Origin of the sequence: Proteiniphilum sp. UBA5384 (assembly GCF_002410825.1) — a bacterium.
Classification (GTDB): Bacteria; Bacteroidota; Bacteroidia; order Bacteroidales; family Dysgonomonadaceae; genus Proteiniphilum.
In genome coordinates this window covers 1-17,560 of record NZ_DHOS01000030.1, presented here as the reverse complement: position 1 = coordinate 17,560, position 17,560 = coordinate 1, and the positions used below count along the sequence as shown (strand labels likewise).

The following is a 17,560-nucleotide window of genomic DNA, read 5'->3' as shown; positions in this document are numbered from 1 at the left end:
ATGCGATAATTTACTGATGATGATAATTTTGTCGTCGTTCTATCTGGCGCCCGTAGAGTATTACGCAGCCCTCTTCCATGCGGATAGGGCGCTGATCGAGGTCCATGACAGCTACCGGAAGCAGTCGTACCGTAACCGGTGTATCATTGCCGGTGCAAACGGCCCTCTTGCCCTCAGTATTCCGGTGGAGAAGCCTGAAAAAGAGAAGAACCGTATGAAGGATATTCGTATCTCTGAACATGGCGAGTGGCGCCACCTGCATTGGAATGCGATTGTCTCGGCATATAACTCCACTCCTTTCTTTCAGTATTTCGAAGAGGATTTTAGACCTTTTTATGAGAGGAAATTCACTTTCCTGCACGATTTCAATGAAGAGTTGCGCCTTCTTATCTGTAGTTATATCGGCATTGAAACACCTTGCAGCCATACTTCGGGGTATACGAAAAAGACTTCTCACCCAACAATTGACCTGCGTGAAACGATCGATCCCAAAAAACCGTCTTCTTATAAACCGGAGGCATATTACCAGGTATTTACCCGGAAACAGGCATTTATCCCTAATTTAAGCATCATCGACCTGTTGTTCAATCTGGGGAATGAAACCCGGATCTACCTGATGAAGAATCCTTACAAACCAATACAAAAAGAAGATTTACCGGAAAGGACGGATTAATGATTTCTATTCATCATCTTTTTTTTCTACTTTTGTAGACTGAAGAAAACGAAGGGTTCATTCCTCACAGGATACGCTTCTGAATGAACACCTTTAGAACTTGAAAAAGAATTATGACACACAAGACAAGGGTGCGCTTTGCCCCCAGTCCCACCGGACCATTACATATAGGCGGAGTACGCACAGCATTATACAACTATCTTTTTGCCAAACAGCAGGATGGTGACTTTATACTTCGGATAGAAGATACCGACTCTACAAGGTTTGTACCGGGTGCCGAAGAATATATCGGCGAAACTTTCGATTGGCTGGGGCTTCCTTTTGATGAAAGCCCCCTCAAAGGAGGGAACTACGGACCTTATAAGCAATCGCAACGAAGAGATATATACAAAAAATATGTAAAGAGCCTGCTTGATAAAGGAGCTGCCTATATCGCATTCGACACACCCGAGGAGCTGGAACGCCAAAGGGCGGAGACTCCCAATTTCCAGTACGACGCGTCCACCAGAGACCGGATGCGTAATTCACTTACACTCCCGGCAGAAGAGACCGAGTCTTTGATAAAATCGGGCACACAATATGTAGTTCGCATCAAGATTGAACCCAATCAGGAAATTATTGTCGATGACATGATCCGGGGCAAGGTAGTCATCAACTCTTCGGTACTCGACGACAAGGTAATTTATAAATCGGCCGACGAATTGCCTACCTATCACCTGGCCAATGTGGTGGATGACCATCTGATGGAAATAACCCATGTGATCAGAGGTGAAGAATGGCTCCCCTCGGCACCACTACATGTATGGCTCTACCGGAGCCTTGGATGGGAAGATGATATGCCGCAATTCGCCCACTTGCCGCTTCTGCTCAAGCCGGAAGGAAACGGCAAACTGAGCAAGCGCGATGGCGACCGCCTTGGGTTTCCCGTTTTCCCGTTACAATGGCGTGATCCGAAGACCAACGAGACCTCTTCCGGTTATCGTGAAAGCGGATATCTCCCGGAAGCGGTCATCAATTTCCTTGCTTTCTTAGGATGGAACCCCGGCACGGAGCAGGAGATATTCTCTCTCAACGAACTGGTACAGGCATTTTCTTTCGACAGATGCAGCAAGAGCGGCGCCAAATTCGATATAGAAAAAGCCAAATGGTACAACCACCAATATCTCCTCAAAATGGCCGATATCGACCTGGCCAAGCAGTTTATGCCGGTGTTGGAGGAAAAAGGGATTTCTGCTCCGGCAGAAAAAGTAGAAAAAGTGGTGAGCCTGGTAAAAGAACGTATCCATTTTATCAGTGAGCTGTGGGATCAATCCTACTTTTTCTTTGTTGCCCCCACTGAATATGATGAAAAAACAATAAAAAAACGCTGGAAAGAAGAGACTCCCGGATTGATGGAACAGCTAATCGAACTGCTCGAAGGAATGGATGATTTTTCTGCTGAAAACCAGGAAAAAATGGTAATGGATTGGATTCGGGAGAACCAATTGCATACCGGAAACGTTATGAATGCATTCAGGCTGGCAATCGTAGGTGCCGGGAAAGGACCACACATGTTTGACATTACCGAAGTGATCGGTAAGGAAGAAACACTCCGTCGTATACGGCAGGCAATATGCACCCTGCCGTAAAGAGAAAATCTTTTAACCCCCTATAATAACAATGGATATCGATTTAGTGATTACCTGGGTTGATATGGATGACCCGAAATGGAAGGAGAGTTTTGCCAAACATTCCGGCGTCATTAATAATATGAAAAACGAAGTTTCAGAAGCCCGTTTTCGGGATCACGGCCTTTTGAAATATTGGTTCAGGGGTGTAGAAAAATTTGCACCATGGGTGAGGAACATTCATTTTGTCACCTCCGGCCAAAAACCCGAATGGCTCAATACGGATCACCCCAAGTTAAAGTTGGTCAATCACGAGGATTTTATCCCCGGTGAATTCCTACCGGTATTCAATTCCAACCTTATTGAGATCTACATGCACCGGATACCCAATTTAACGGAGCACTTCGTCTATTTCAACGATGACTTTTTCATTACCAATCATCTACCGGTCGAACGTTTTTTTAAAAACGGACTTCCTCAAGACATCGCCACATTCCGGATAAATTTTGGATTCTCTCCCTGGAGTAAATCTTTAAAGAACAACATCAGGATTATCAATCGCCGCTTCGACAAGAAAGAGATTATGAAGCGTGATCATGAAAAATGGTATAATTCTACGTACGGCAATAAGGCTCGACTCAATTATCTGCTATCATGGTATAACAAATTTGTTACGCTACGCACTCCTCACAATGCGCAACCCTTCCTGAAAAAGACTTTCGAGGAAGTGTGGGAATACGCCGGTGAAGAGTTACGGGCTATGTCCACTCACCGATTCCGGTCTTCGGAAGACTACACGCCGGAATTGTTCAAAACCTGGCAGATTTGCCAATCGAATTTCGAGCCCTATAACACGTACCGGGACACCAAAATGTTCCCTTTGCTGATAAGGGCTAAAAAGTCAATGACTGCCATACGTCAACAATCCTACAAGTTGATCTGCATCAACGACAACGAGCATATGCGCAATTACAACCAAACCATGCAGGAAATTGAGGATGCGTTTCAAAGCATCATGCCGGAGAAATCGCAGTTTGAGCTTTAATTACATCCTATCCAACCAGTAGAATCCATGGATAAAGAGCCATTAATTTCTGTTATTATCCCTGTTTATAACGGAGAGAAATATATAAGGACATGTTTAGAGAATATGCTCAACCAGTCCTATAAAAACCTGGAAATCATCGTTATAAATGACGGTTCCCAGGACCGGTCTGCCACCATCTCTGAGGAATATCCCGTACAAGTGATTCATCTTGCGCAGAACCAAGGTTTATCAGCAGCCAGAAATATCGGCATAGACACCGCAAAAGGTGCGTATATCCATTTCATGGATGTAGATGACACCGTGAATCTTGACTACTACAAGGAAATGGCGGCAGCCGTTATCAAAACGGATGCCGATATAGCATGTGGCGGCATGTGGAATGAAAGATACAGGTATAAATCTCAACGCTTTAAAAAAATCAAAGTATATACTTCACTCCACGGCAGGATGAAGGCCACCTATGTCGGCAAATTCGGCTATGTATGGCGGTATCTGTTCAAGACTGATTTTTTGAAAAGACAAAATCTGAGATTTGAGGAAGGACGGTTTGTGGAAGACCTTATATTTTCCTTTCTTGCGGTATATTATGCCAATAAATTAGTGGTTGTTCCCAATACTACCTATTTCTATTATTATTGGGAGAACTCCATCTCAACAGTGCAGGATAAAGCGCATCGCGAAAAGTATCTTCGGGATTTGATGCATGCCAGAACCTATATCCGCAACTTTGCGCACGAACACAATTTTAAAATTCCGGGAATAAACTCGGATAAAATACCTTATGCCTGGAAAAAATTTGTTGTAAGACATTTCTAAAATACTTTCAGGAGAAAGATATCCGGCACAGCACAAAAGAAAAATCCAGTCTCAACAAGTTGTATGACAAAATTATTTTTCGAAAGATGATTTCATAGGAAACCGTTTTTCCAAAAAAGGTCTTATTCTGGCACGATCTGTATCTTTAGACCGCTGACTGTCATTCAGGCAAAATAAATCCGGCTGATATTTATTTAACCGGTTTTCGTAGTCATGCTTATGCACGGGGATACGGATCGATTCTTTTCGTCCCACATATTGTAAATGCCCTTTGCCTACGGCCAACGAATAATACAAGAAAGCGGAACGGTGCATATCTCCATACATCCGGATATGACTCGACAACGACCTTTCCACCTGTTTATCAAAAACTTGCTCAACGGCATACTGATAGTCTGATTTTAGGTAGGCGTCCACATTATGATGTGGTATTCCGGAGTAATATTTCCCGAACTCCTGATTTACAAGTGAAGCGCCATCCACCACCATTGAAGTAAATTGCCCCAGATTCTTACGTACCATTTTTTTTAACCGGTAATGGTATTTTCCAAAGATTTTTTTCTTTAAGCGGACAATGGGCATACCTTCCTTATCGTAGAAATAATCATACGAGAGCGGTTTATTAAAGAACATATCATCGTTGGCGAACAGGAAATGTTCGGCGAGACCGGGAATTTTATACAGGAAATATTCAATGACACTCGAGTTAAAGCAGGGCAATGCCTCCCGGGGAAGGATTTCCGTATGATCCACAATCTGGATCTTGGGATGATCTTTCTTCAGCCAAACAGGGCACTGGTCATCGGTGACAATATAAATCCGTCGGATCCATGGTAGATATTGCTCTGCGGATCTTAAAGAAAATTTCAACTCATCATTATTGATATATCTTCCTTTATTGTTCTCTTCCGAATGATCAGCCGGCCTCCCGGTAAATTGCTCCTTTTTCTCTATCCACTTAGGATCATTTCCATCTACCCAGAGATATACCAAGTCAATATCAAATGGTTCCATAACTTTATTTTTAAGTTGTGTACAGTTCTTCATATGCCTCCAAGTGCTTTTCGTATGAAAAGGAAGCGGCATATTCTTTTTCTTTCAGCGCCAACTCCTTGTCTTGGTAAAACTTGCCCAAGTTTTCATCTATCAGCTGTTTCATGCTTTCCGGATCGAAGTTTTGCCAAAAATAGGCAAAGTTACCTCCAATTTCTTTGAGGCTGGTCTTCTGAGATGAGAAAACAGGCTTCCCGAATTGCATGGCCTCAATAACCGGTATGCCAAATCCTTCCAGCAACGAAGGGAACAAAAAAGCCTCACAGTGGGCGTAGAACCACACTTTTTCTTCCTCCGAGATTGTTCCCGGGAGCGTAACGTTATCTATTTGTTCCGTCTCAATACGTTTCTTCATCATTCCGGCATATTCATCCACCTTCGTGTCACCCGCTATATAGAGATGCCTATCGGGCATCAATTTCATCATATCAAGCAAAACATGAAAGTTTTTTTTCTGCATGACTGTTCCTATGGAAAAGAAAAACGGTTCTTTAATTTCCCGGAGGGGCTTTATTTCCGGTTTCACGGATATATTTTCAACGCCATTATAAATAACTTTGCAGACCTTGCCACCTAGTTGGAGATTCTTTTCCACCTCCAATTTGGTAAACTCAGAAATGCAAATAATTTCATTGGCACGTGAGACTTTACGTTGTAATTTGCGGTGTTTTCTTTCGCGCCGGTCCCCATCAGTTTCGTAAAGATAATTAAGGTCATGAATCGTGAGTATAAGTTTTGTCCGGGGGAATACAGGTCTAAACCGACTCAACTGGTGCGTGGAATGCCATACGTCGAATGTCGGAAACAGGTAGGGGCAACGTCTTCTTAGCCGGCTTGAAGAACTGAGATAACGAACCTCGCTGCCAAACATGCCGAACATTTTTTTAGGCATAAGAAGGGTCAACGCATAACCTGACTCCTCTTTTTTATAGTTTTCCTTGAAATAGTTTCCATAGGCTAAAGCTACCTGCTTTAGGCCACAATACGTATTACTTAATTCAGACAAATCGACCAATACTTTTTTCTGTCTTCTCTTGTTTGTTTTCATCTATACGTCCTTATGTTCCAACATACTCAATCGCAGCATCAAATTTAGCCATAATAGATTTCCATTGATAATTTTCAGAGGCATACGACCGGCCATTCTGCGCGATCTCCTTCTTGTCAGCGTCCGACAGGTTTATTATTTTATCTGCGCCTTCAATAAAATCCTTTTCGTTATAATACAGGAAGCCTGCCCGGCTCTTTGTTATATGATCTTTCAACACATCACAATACCCATTGGCTAAAACCGGTTTGCCAAAAGACATCGCCTCCAACGTGACCATCGACAGGCTTTCGTAGCGAGAAGGAATGATCAAACCCATAGAATGCTGTAGATACAGCAGTTTTTCCTCCTCATCGATAAATCCGGTAAAAATAATATGATCGTTCTTAACAACAGTTTTCAGATTGTTCTTGCCAATCATTACCAACTTTATATCCTGATGCGATTTATTCAATGCTGAAAAGTAGTGTATTAATTCCGGACATCCTTTTCCCACGTCTATCCGCCCAATATAGACAAAATAAGGAGAACTGACGGGTGATTTCCTGTTTTCATTCAATACCGGCAAATCGAAACCCACCCCCGCTATATCCGAGCTGATGGTGCGCGTAACGGGGTACACCGATTCCAGCAGTTTTTTTTCACTCTCAGTATTATACATGATAAATTTCGGCAGGGAGAACATTTTTCCGAAACCCGGGATATACAGCATCGAGTCATCATGAGCCAATGGAATGAGAATGCTCTTGGCCGAAGTTTTCTGTAACCCGAAATAAGTAGGATAGAACGGATAATTTAAAAATATAAATGCCTTATAACGAAAACCTTCTTGCTCAATATATGCAATCATCTCCTTACAAACCGGGCCATGATGTTGTATCCAGCAGTCAAAGAGAAGGTCATGATTTCTTCTTTTCCTGTACCATATACGTTTGATCGACAAGGAGATGAAATTCTTCGGTGTATATGCCTCATTGAAATACCTTCGGTTTCCACGGAGATAACGGCCTAACCGACGGTTCCCCCTGCGGTTTTCGCCCTCATCCGGGAAGCGCAAAACCCGGACGCCGTTTATCACCTCCTCACCGGCAGGATAATGATTACCCCAGTCAGGATAAGCCAGCGAGCAAGAGGTCAGGACATCCACGTCATACTTTTCCTTCAGATGCTCGGCCAATAAACGGGCATGGACTTCCGCGCCTCCGTTGATCTCCTTGCCATAGCGCTGTACGACAATCGCTACTTTATTCATCACTTTTTTACCTACAGTTATATCTATCCTTCACCTCCTTGAATACCTCAAGATACCTCAGTCCAAATTTTGAATCCGGCTCCATATAGTTACCTTCACCCCATTCATTCCAGGATTTAATAAAACAAACAGGTTCCCCCTTCTTTCTTTTTAATAGGGAGAAAACATTCTCAAGATGTTTCTCAAATAGTTCAGGGGTAGCATCCTTCAGTAAATTACCTGCCGATTTACTCCTTGGAGTATGATCCCAATTTGGCACAATAGTAGGGAATACATCATCTTCCATATCCTCTTCGGAAACTAAATGTTTCATTACTGTCTCATATTTGAGAATATGTGGCCTGTGAATTAAAGACCTCAATTTCTTCTTAAGCTTATTCACCAATCCTTTCTTATAAAATAGATCAAAAAGCCTCAAAGAGTTAAATGCGTCAAAACCTTTATTCTCCATTTCCGCCTTACATCCCTTAGGATTACCGTATTGACCTATAAAGAAAATACCTTTTAATCCATTTTCAATGGCGAGAGATTGCCATTTTTTTATAAAATTCTCAACATCCGGGAACTCCAACGGCTTATAGATCATGAAAACGGGTTTCCCATCTATCTGTATGTACCGGGGATCTTTGAATGCGTCTAGGAGAGAGAAGAAATGCCTCTCATATTCCATCTCATCACCATATTTCTGTTCAACAAGTATCTTTTTGGAGTAAATTCCGTTATAACTCCAAAATTTAGAATGCCAACTTTCATTTGCCCAGCAAAGCATAAAAGGAAAATCCGGCTCACCCGAACTCAGCACTTCATTAAACGGTCTTTCCAGCATCTGTTTACCTTCGCCAAACCAATAATGGTAATAACAAAAACCATCAATCCCATATTCTTTAGCAAGTTCTGCCTGGGCAATACGAACCTCCGACAAGCGTAAATCATAATATCCCAAATCTGCGGGGACCTTAGGTTGATCATGACCTCTGAATAGAGGTTTTGCCTTACCCACATTTGTCCATTCAGTAAAACCTTTTCCCCACCACTGATCATTTTCCGGTGTAGGATGATATTGAGGCAAATAAAATGCAATGGCTTTTATATCGTTTTTTTTATTGGTCATATTTTTTTCAAATAATAGAATAAGGCTCTACCTTTTCTTCATTATATCTACAAAAATAGTTTTTATAATTCAAATAAAGAAACATCTTTCGGTTTTCTACATGTCAAAAAAAAATGCTAAATTGGAAATAAATACGGCTAAAAAGTAATATGGTTTACGAGGAAATTTTGAAACCATACTATATAATCACAATAATATAAACAATTCTCCGTTTTGGTTGTTGTAGACATATTATACGGATTACAAAGTCAGGGCATAGAGGTATGAATAAAGGGGCAACCAATAAGAAAAAAATCAGAATCAAAACAAGGGTGTTTGTCCCTTTGGTTTTCATTTTTGGTATACTTGTTATCACCTACTTTTTCCCTCGACAGGGAAGTTTCAAGTATAACTTCAATGAAGGCAGGCCATGGCAATATGGTCTGCTCACTGCACCGTTCGATTTCCCCGTGTATAAACCTGCTGCACAACTGAAGGCCGAGCAGGATAGCATTCTGGAATTTTATGAACCCTACTTTGTGGTTGATGAGGAGATACAGCACAACGCCCTCGCCGAGTTTGATGCGGATGCAAACCTGAATGCCAAACTTACCGAACTCCCCTCCGAATATAAACTCTATATCCGAAACAAATTAAATGAAATATATGATAACGGCATTATGCGGTCGGAAGATTACGACCGCATATACCAATCACGCACGCAGAGCATCCGCATAAAAAAAGGAAATGTAGCCGAGTCCCGAAAAGTAGAAATGTTCTTTACCATTCGTTCGGCTTATGAAAAGGTCCTTGACGATGTCCCGGCAAGTATCGAAGCCAATACCCTTAAAGCCGCCAATATCAATGAATATATCCACGAAAATGTAATATATGATGCTACCACTTCGGAAAAGGCGCAAAAAGAATTTATCCAACAGGTAGATATAAGCCATGGTATGGTGCAAAGAGGACAACGAATCATCGACCAGGGTGAAATTATCGATTCCCAGACTTATAACATACTCTCTTCTTTGAAACATGTGACAGAAGAGCGAAGCGGAGGCACTACCAGAAACAATTGGATACTATTGGGGCAATTCATACTTATCTCGTTCCTGTTTATCGCGTTTTACACCTATCTTCTTTATTTCCGTCCGGCAGAATACCGCAACCGAAAACATGTAGTTTTCATGGTGTTGCTGATAGCATTTTTTGTACTGCTCACCGCTATCACTGTCAAGCTTGAACTTTTCAGCATCTATATCATTCCTTACGCCATCGTCACCATTCTTATCCGCACCTTTATAGACTCGCGCACCGCACTGTTCGCCAGCCTCGTCACCATCCTCATGAGTGCGCTCATGGTGCCGTTTCCCTTCGAATTCATCGTCATCCAGATGGCGGTAGCCATGGTATCCATATTCATGCTGAAAGAATTGTCGGAGCGTTCCCAGCTCATCAAGAGCTCTTTCTTTATCCTCCTCACTTATACTATAGTGTATATCGGATTGGAATTGTATCAGGAAGGAAATGTGAAAGAGATCAACTGGATCGTGTTGATGTACTTTCTTATCAACTTTATCTTTATCATGTTCTCCTATTCATTGGTTTATATGGTAGAAAAATCATTTGGTTTTATTTCCGGAGTTTCGCTGGTAGAGCTTTCCAATATCAATAAACCATTGTTGAAAGAACTTTCAGAAAAAGCGCCCGGAACTTTTCAGCACTCATTACAGGTATCTAACCTGGCCATGGCGGCAGCAGCAAAATTAGGAGCCAATGCCTCTTTAATAAGAACGGGAGCGCTCTACCATGATATTGGTAAAATGGCAAATCCCGCCTTCTTTACAGAAAATCAGGTGCCGGGCATGAATCCCCATGCAGGATTACCTTTTGAAGAGAGCGCCCGTATTATTATCAATCATGTAAGGGATGGAGTGAAGATCGCGCAAAAACACAATCTTCCTCAGCAGATTATCGATTTTATCGAAACACACCACGGGACAAGTATGCCCAAGTTTTTCTATATCTCATGGAAGAATGCCAATCCCGGCAAAGAGGCGAATGAAGCCGATTTTCGTTACCCCGGCCCCAACCCGTTTACGAAAGAAACCGCCATTATGATGATGGCTGATTCGGTGGAAGCTGCCTCACGCAGCTTACCCGAATATACGGAAGAGTCGCTCCATACCCTGATTGACAAAATTATAGACGCCCAGGTTACCGAAGGTTATTTCAAGTCGGCTCCTATCACTTTCAAAGATATACAGACAGTAAAAGATGTTTTCGCGGAAAAATTAGTCACAATATATCATTCACGTATTGCCTATCCGGAATTGAAACAACCGCATAATTAATGAAAAAAAAAATACTGTTTCTTCATGATACTTTCCCTGCCGGTGGAGCAGAAAGGATTACTATTGATATCGCTAATTATATTACAACATTTGGGTATGAGGTTTATGTGAGTGCACGCACATTAAATGTGTGTGAAAATAAAAGCATTCAAGTAATTGAACTGCCGGATAAGAAAACCATTGATTCGCATATAAACATTGATTTTCTTACAAGGACAGTAAAAGAACTACATATAGATATATTTGTTCTTGTAGTACTGCAATTAGTAGAATTGTTTGAAGAAATACATACAAAGACCGGTTGCAAGTTGGTTTTCTCATTACATAGCATCCCTCTTTGGGAGATTACTCATCACTTATATGAAAAGAAAAATAAAAGTCGGGGATCTATTGGAAAAATGTTGGAATGGCATTTGTTGACTTACCCTAAAACGATGTGGTTGAGAAAATATGACAAGCCTATGATAAATACATATGACCGTATTTATCAATTAGCAGATGCATATACTGTATTGTGTGATGAATATAAAAGAGAGTATTTGCGGAAATGGGCACCAAGCCAGGATAAGATAGATGTAATTTATAACACAGAGAGAGTCGTTGAGACCGTCAATCTTGACAAGAAAAAGCAGGTTATGTTTGCCGGGCGCCTTACCTATGCTGACAAACGAATTGATAAGTTACTTAAGATATGGAAACGGGTTTATAAAAAGGCAGAAGAGTGGGAGCTCATTATTGTGGGAGATGGCCCTGAGCGTGAGCATCTGGAGAGATATGTGAACAGGAAAAGAATAGAACGGATAAAATTTGCAGGATATACCAATGATGTGCAATCATATTACAATGATGCGTCGATTCTTTGTCTTACGTCTGTGTATGAAGGTTGGCCACTTTGTCTTTCCGAAGCACAGGCAAATGGGGTAATACCTGTCGCCTTTGATTGTACCGCAGGAGTACGCGAAATGCTCTCTCCATCCGAAGTAAATGGTTTTTTAATTCCCCCTTTTAAACTTGGGAGGTACGCAAAAACTTTGTTGGCATTGATAAAAGACACAGAAAAACAAAATGCGATGAGACCCGGGCTAATAGCCAAGGCTGCACAGTATTCCCCTGATATTGTCGGGGAAAATTGGTTGAACCTGTTTGACTCATTGTTAAAAGATGAAAAATAGGATGGAATCCCCTTTAGTCTCTATTATTATACCTGTGTATAACAGTGAGAAATATGTGGAAGAATCTATCCGTAGCGCTCTTCATCAAACTTATCGCAATATAGAAATTATTATCGTAAATGATGGCAGCACTGATAATAGCCCACAGATTATAGAAAACCTTCAACGGCAAGATAATCGCATCATATGTATCAGTAAGTCGAACCAAGGACTCCCTTTAGCAAGGAAAACGGGTATTGAAAAAGCATCAGGCAAGTATATACAACATTTAGACGCTGATGATACATTGATCAATGATGCTATCGAACGATTAGTTGATAGAGCCGAGGAAACCAATGCGGATATTGTATCTGCTCCTTTTTTCTTTTGCTACCCCGACAAGGAACCTATATTATCCGCAAATATACCATTCATAGAATTCACAGGTATAGCATATTATAGAGCGATTTTAGACGAAAAAGCTTATTGGAGTGTATGGTCCAACTTTCAAAAACGCTCTTTATTTCAGCACCCAATAGAGACGGTGGCTGATATTTCTTTAGGAGAGGATGCCATCCTGATGACGCAGTTGATTTTTTATGCCAATAAAATTGTATCAGAGGCTGCTCCAATTCTTAACTATAATCGCTATGAGAACTCTATGACCTACAAGATAAGCCATTCGCAGTACACACAATTTCGGGCATGCCGAGACTGGATTAAAAATTACCTAGAGAAAATAGGTTTGAAACAAACTCTCAAAAAAGAATTGACGAAGATGCATCTGCAATCGACTTTCGACGGAATATCCTGGGAATATTTTGATCATACCAGACAAGACATGAGAAAGTTGGAGAAAAGCTTTGCATTATATCCTGATCTAAAATCCACCTTAACTCGTAGACAACGCAAAATATTTGCCAGTTACAAGATTTCGCCGGTCTTGGGATATCTCAGGTTGAAATATTATCAATGGAAAAAGAAATTATAAAGCAATGAAAGTACTCTCAAGATGGAGAAGAAGTCTGTATAAGAGGTTTCTTCGGATGAAATTGATTTCTCCCAAGATTATTTTGAATATGGATGGAGGCGTTTCTTCCCAGATGCATCAATATCTACTCGGACAATTGTATGCTGAAAAAGGATATAGGGTTCGCTATGATCTCTCTTTCTTCCACGAGTGGGGAAGCGATCTGAATAACCAATTTGCCCGCAACTTTGACCTGCTGAAAGCTTTTCCGTATCTTAAATTCAAGAAAGCCTCTTCCACGGCTATCCAGGTGTACAAAAGAAATTTTTTTATTCTTGGTAATAATACCGGTGAGCGGGTAGAGGACTTTGGCTTTCTTGATAAAAAGCCGCCGGTGTATTTGGGGGGATATTATCATTTACCTGCTGCCGTCTGGCTTCCTGCATTTCAACGTTTGTACCGAATGAAAAACGGCGTGTTAGATAACACAAATGCCAGGCTTTGTGAAGAGATTATATATCGTCCTTACTCTATAGGTGTGCATGTACGACGGGGAGACTTGAAGATTGAAATATTCGATTATGGGAAACCGGCTTCCTTGGCGTATTTTGCAAAGGCTGTTTCTTTCTTTCAGGAAAAGAATCAAAATGCATATTTTTACTTTTTCTCAGATGAACCTGCTTGGGTTGCAGACGAGTTGACACCTTCTCTTCATCTGGTGAACAACTTCACCATTGTAGACTTGAATGGTTCGGATAAAGGATATATGGACTTGTTCCTCATGGCCCGTTGCCAACACCAGATAACGAGCAAAGGAACTTTAGGTAAATACGCTGCTCTTTTAACTGACAATGCTGAAAAACAAGTAGTACTTTGTGACGATGAAATAGAGTATTCGTGGAAAGAATTATTACATAACCCTGTCTTTATTTAAAGAAATGCTGACATTGGAACAATATAAAAAGATGAATCAATCTTTTAGGAAAGAGTTGATATTCCACATGGGATGCGATTCAGGATTTTACTCAGAGTTCAATAACATGATACTCGCCATTATTTATTGCTTATTGGCTGATATTAAATTTACAATGTATTCTGCAGATGCTAACTTTAAGTACAAAGATGGCTGGAATGATTATTTTTTACCTTTCTGTGAAGAAGTGAACGATAGTTTTCACCATAAATTCAATACACGTGCCGAAGATCCTTGGTTTGACATGCATGGACTGGACCGATGGAGGTATATCTGGTGGAAATTACATCATAAACAGACTTACCTTACTTTTGATTTATTTTGTAAGTTCCGGATGGCGTCGTTTTCCCGGCTTCATCTTTCCGAGCCGAAGAATGGGATGGAAGGTGGATTGCGTGATATCGCCCGGCAAATAGTAAATATGATATATCGATTTAATAGTCATACAACAGAAGAGATCGAGAAATTGATAAAACCGTTACATCTACCCGATAAATACATTGGTTTTCATATTCGAGGGGGAGATAAGTTTGTCGAGCATCCATTTGAACAGTGCGCAACATATATTCAGAAAGCTGAGCAATATTCTTCTTTGAGAGATGCTTTTGTCTTAACTGATGATTATACTATTATTGAAACTTTGCGACAAGATTTCCCAGATTGGCATTTTTACACTCTTACAAATTCTTTTGAAAGAGGATATTTTTATTCAGATTTTCAGAAGAAGGAAGGTATAGACAAAAAGGAGGATATGATAAAACTTTTTGCGGCTATGGAAATATTGAGGGAATCCGAAATATTTGTGGGCACGTTCAGTTCTAATCCTGGAATGTTTTTAGGCATGTGTTTGGATAATGCTTATGGGGTAGATTATGATAAATGGCTTTTGTGGTAATAACACATCATTCATCTCTCTTTTCTTTTCCCAATTTTCTTTTCAACAGATAAAAATTCCGGTAGAAAAAAGTAAAATAGAGCACTTTCCTTAAACGTTTATACATTTTCTCACCCAATTCATCTTTTTGAATCGGTAATAAATCTCGCAACATCTCTTTCATGACGGGAATATCCTCTTTTTTCTCCCGCGCATTGGCTTTAAGCAGCGCATCGCGAAACTGACGCAAGCAATTTTTAAGTATAACGCCCACCACAACAGGCTCCTCTTCCTTGGAGAAAATAGGATGCTGACGGATAAAAAGAATCCGGTCGTAATCGGCAAGAAAAAAATGATATCTTTTCTTGAATTGCCAATTGTTGGTAATGCTTTCTTCACGTTGAATATAATGATAAAAAACGTGGTCGATATGCACCACAGTATCGCAAAGATGAACAATTTTATAAATAATACTGTGATCTTCAAACAAGAATCCTTCGGGAAATGATATCGTATTGAATAATTCCCTTTTATAAAGTTTAGTACAGCACGAATTATCAATATTATTCCTGAAGATGTCTTTAAGCATTTCCTCTGCAGGCCTTACCTGAATTGACCCTGTGTCAGAAAAAGGCCTGAGGATCTCTCCATTTTCAGTTTCGTACCTTAAGTTACAATATACCATTTCAGCCTTATTCACCTGCAGGGCGCTTAACATCGACTCGTACATCTCAGGATCAATATGATCATCACTGTCGATAAATCCGAGATAGGGAGACGTGGCAACTTTTATCCCTGCGTTACGTGCAGTAGATAGATCCGCCACATCCAGATGCAATACCTTAATGCGGGAATCAAGACTTGGATACTCGTCGCATATCTCAGATGAACCGTCCGTAGAGAGATTCTCTACCAGAATAATTTCGATATCCTGTAAAGTTTGATTTCGAACAGAATCAATACACCTTCTTACATATCCGGCTGTATTATGTACGGGAATGATGATACTTATTAGACTCATAAACTATTTGTTCAGACGTTTTTCATCATTCCCACTCTATCGTAGCGGGGGGCTTTGATGAGATATCATATACGACCCGGTTCACTCCCTTGACCTTATTGATGATTTCGTTCGACACTTTTGCCAGAAACTCATACGGCAGATGTGCCCAGTCGGCTGTCATGGCATCCGTAGATGTCACAGCGCGCAATGCAACTGTATTCTCATAAGTGCGCTCATCCCCCATCACACCAACCGATTGCACCGGCAATAAAATGGCACCTGCCTGCCAAACCTTGTCATACAACCCGACAGAACGGAGATTTGAGATAAATATATCGTCGGCATCCTGTGCTATCCGCACCTTTTCAGGGGTAATATCCCCCAGTATACGTATGCCCAATCCCGGTCCGGGAAATGGATGACGATGAATAAGGTGCGGCTGCATGCCCAATTCTAATCCAATCTTCCGCACCTCATCCTTGAACAAAAGCCTCAACGGCTCACAGAGCTTGAGGCTCATCTTTTCAGGCAATCCTCCTACGTTATGATGACTCTTAATGGTAACACCGGTAATAGAGAGTGATTCTATAATATCGGGATAGATGGTACCCTGTGCCAACCATTTGATATTTTCCAGCTTATGAGCTTCCCTGTCGAACACATCAATAAATCCCTTTCCGATGATCTTGCGTTTGCGCTCAGGATCAGTTACCCCTGCCAGTTCCTTGTAGAAATACTCTTTCGCATCTACGCCGATTACATTTAGTCCAAGATGCTCGTAATTTTCAAGGACGGTCTCAAACTCATTCTTACGCAACAGGCCGTGATCTACAAAAATACAGGTGAGGTTTTTACCTATAGCCTTGTTGAGCAGTACCGCCGTAACCGAAGAATCTACTCCACCCGAAAGGGCAAGGATCACCTTATCGTCTCCTAACTGTTCTTTCAACTCCTGCACGGTAGTCTCAATGAACGAAGCGGGCGTCCAATCCTTCTTCATGCCGCATACGGTAAGGAAATTATCCAATATCCCTGTTCCCCGTTCCGTATGGAATACTTCGGGGTGGAATTGTACCCCCCAGGTCTTTTCATCATCCACCTTATAAGCCGCCAAAGGCACATCTTCGGTAGACGCTATCACACGAAAGCCATCCGGAATACGGACAATCGTGTCTCCGTGCGACATCCATACTTGATTTTCCTGTGTAATAAATCCCAGTAAAGGGTCATTTTTATCAGCCACACGCAAACGGGCACGGCCATATTCACGGCTATCACTTTTCTCCACTGCACCACCTGCCAATTGCGCCATCAGCTGCGCACCATAGCAGATACCCAGCACAGGGTAGTGGCCGCGGATTTTGCTTAAATCGGTTTTGAAAGCTTCGGTATCATTCACCGAGAAAGGGCTTCCGGAAAGGATTACACCCTTTACCGATTCATCCCCGAAAGGGAATTTATTGTAGGGCACTATTTCGCAGTAGGTGTTCAATTCTCTCACGCGGCGACCGATCAGCTGCGTAGTTTGCGAACCGAAGTCGAGGATGATAATTTTTTCGTGCATATTGTAATCGGATTGGAACGCCGACAGATGGCGTCAGTTCAAAAAAGATTTTCAGGACACAAAAGTACATGAAAATAAGAG

The 17,560-nt window shown here is 41.3% G+C and carries 15 protein-coding genes; 9 read left to right on the top strand and 6 right to left on the bottom strand.

The features are described 5' to 3' along the window. Nucleotides 1–13: 13 nt before the first annotated feature. The 4 genes from B4G81_RS05430 to B4G81_RS05415 all read left to right on the top strand — a co-directional run bounded on the left by B4G81_RS05430 (nt 14) and on the right by B4G81_RS05415 (nt 4,144). Nucleotides 14–673, top strand: coding sequence for a WbqC family protein (locus tag B4G81_RS05430; protein WP_294081133.1), 660 nt, complete (start codon nt 14–16; stop codon nt 671–673). A 113-nt stretch (nt 674–786) separates the two neighbouring features. After that, nucleotides 787–2,301 (top strand): glutamate--tRNA ligase, encoded by a 1,515-nt coding sequence (gene gltX / locus B4G81_RS05425; RefSeq protein ID WP_414703168.1) that lies wholly within the window; start codon nt 787–789, stop codon nt 2,299–2,301. A gap of 31 nt (nt 2,302–2,332) precedes the next feature. Then, complete coding sequence (locus tag B4G81_RS05420; protein ID WP_294080884.1) at nt 2,333–3,325, top strand: stealth family protein; 993 nt, start codon at nt 2,333–2,335, stop codon at nt 3,323–3,325. Nucleotides 3,326–3,352: 27 nt separating this feature from the next. Further along, nucleotides 3,353–4,144, top strand: coding sequence for a glycosyltransferase family 2 protein (locus tag B4G81_RS05415; protein ID WP_294080882.1), 792 nt, complete (start codon nt 3,353–3,355; stop codon nt 4,142–4,144). Between the two features lie 72 nt (nt 4,145–4,216). On the opposite strand, the gene B4G81_RS05410 is transcribed toward B4G81_RS05415, so the two are convergent. From B4G81_RS05410 to B4G81_RS05395, 4 genes are read right to left on the bottom strand one after another with little or no spacing between them, the layout of a single operon-like run. Continuing rightward, nucleotides 4,217–5,158, bottom strand: a complete 942-nt coding sequence (locus B4G81_RS05410; protein ID WP_294080880.1) for a Stealth CR1 domain-containing protein — start codon at nt 5,156–5,158, stop codon at nt 4,217–4,219. 10 nt (nt 5,159–5,168) lie between these two features. Continuing rightward, nucleotides 5,169–6,245: a glycosyltransferase family 4 protein gene (locus B4G81_RS05405; protein WP_294080878.1), complete on the bottom strand. Its 1,077-nt coding sequence runs from the start codon at nt 6,243–6,245 to the stop codon at nt 5,169–5,171. Nucleotides 6,246–6,255: 10 nt separating this feature from the next. Beyond that, nucleotides 6,256–7,497: a glycosyltransferase family 4 protein gene (locus B4G81_RS05400; RefSeq protein WP_294080876.1), complete on the bottom strand. Its 1,242-nt coding sequence runs from the start codon at nt 7,495–7,497 to the stop codon at nt 6,256–6,258. A gap of 7 nt (nt 7,498–7,504) precedes the next feature. Further along, entirely contained in the window at nt 7,505–8,608 is a 1,104-nt protein-coding gene (locus B4G81_RS05395) for a glycoside hydrolase family 99-like domain-containing protein (protein WP_294080874.1), read from the bottom strand. Nucleotides 8,609–8,871: 263 nt separating this feature from the next. Here B4G81_RS05395 and B4G81_RS05390 point away from each other — a divergent pair, with 263 nt between their 5' ends. The 5 genes from B4G81_RS05390 to B4G81_RS05370 are packed head-to-tail and all read left to right on the top strand — an operon-like array spanning nt 8,872 to nt 14,933. Beyond that, nucleotides 8,872–10,944: an HD family phosphohydrolase gene (locus tag B4G81_RS05390; RefSeq protein WP_294080873.1), complete on the top strand. Its 2,073-nt coding sequence runs from the start codon at nt 8,872–8,874 to the stop codon at nt 10,942–10,944. Then, the gene (locus tag B4G81_RS05385) at nt 10,944–12,116 is read left to right on the top strand and encodes a glycosyltransferase (RefSeq protein WP_294080872.1); all 1,173 of its coding nucleotides are present in this window, start codon (nt 10,944–10,946) and stop codon (nt 12,114–12,116) included. The genes B4G81_RS05390 and B4G81_RS05385 overlap by 1 nt, the downstream gene beginning before the upstream one ends. Nucleotide 12,117: 1 nt before the next feature. Beyond that, nucleotides 12,118–13,086 carry a glycosyltransferase family 2 protein gene (locus B4G81_RS05380; protein WP_294080870.1) on the top strand — a complete coding sequence of 323 codons (969 nt, stop codon included), beginning with the start codon at nt 12,118–12,120 and terminating at the stop codon, nt 13,084–13,086. Between the two features lie 4 nt (nt 13,087–13,090). Then, nucleotides 13,091–13,999 carry an alpha-1,2-fucosyltransferase gene (locus B4G81_RS05375; protein WP_294080868.1) on the top strand — a complete coding sequence of 303 codons (909 nt, stop codon included), beginning with the start codon at nt 13,091–13,093 and terminating at the stop codon, nt 13,997–13,999. Nucleotides 14,000–14,003: 4 nt separating this feature from the next. After that, nucleotides 14,004–14,933: a hypothetical protein gene (locus tag B4G81_RS05370; RefSeq protein ID WP_294080864.1), complete on the top strand. Its 930-nt coding sequence runs from the start codon at nt 14,004–14,006 to the stop codon at nt 14,931–14,933. 7 nt (nt 14,934–14,940) lie between these two features. On the opposite strand, the gene B4G81_RS05365 is transcribed toward B4G81_RS05370, so the two are convergent. Further along, nucleotides 14,941–15,933: a glycosyltransferase family 2 protein gene (locus B4G81_RS05365; protein WP_294080862.1), complete on the bottom strand. Its 993-nt coding sequence runs from the start codon at nt 15,931–15,933 to the stop codon at nt 14,941–14,943. Nucleotides 15,934–15,958: 25 nt separating this feature from the next. Continuing rightward, nucleotides 15,959–17,479 carry a glutamine-hydrolyzing GMP synthase gene (guaA, locus tag B4G81_RS05360; protein WP_294080860.1) on the bottom strand — a complete coding sequence of 507 codons (1,521 nt, stop codon included), beginning with the start codon at nt 17,477–17,479 and terminating at the stop codon, nt 15,959–15,961. Nucleotides 17,480–17,560: the final 81 nt, after the last annotated feature.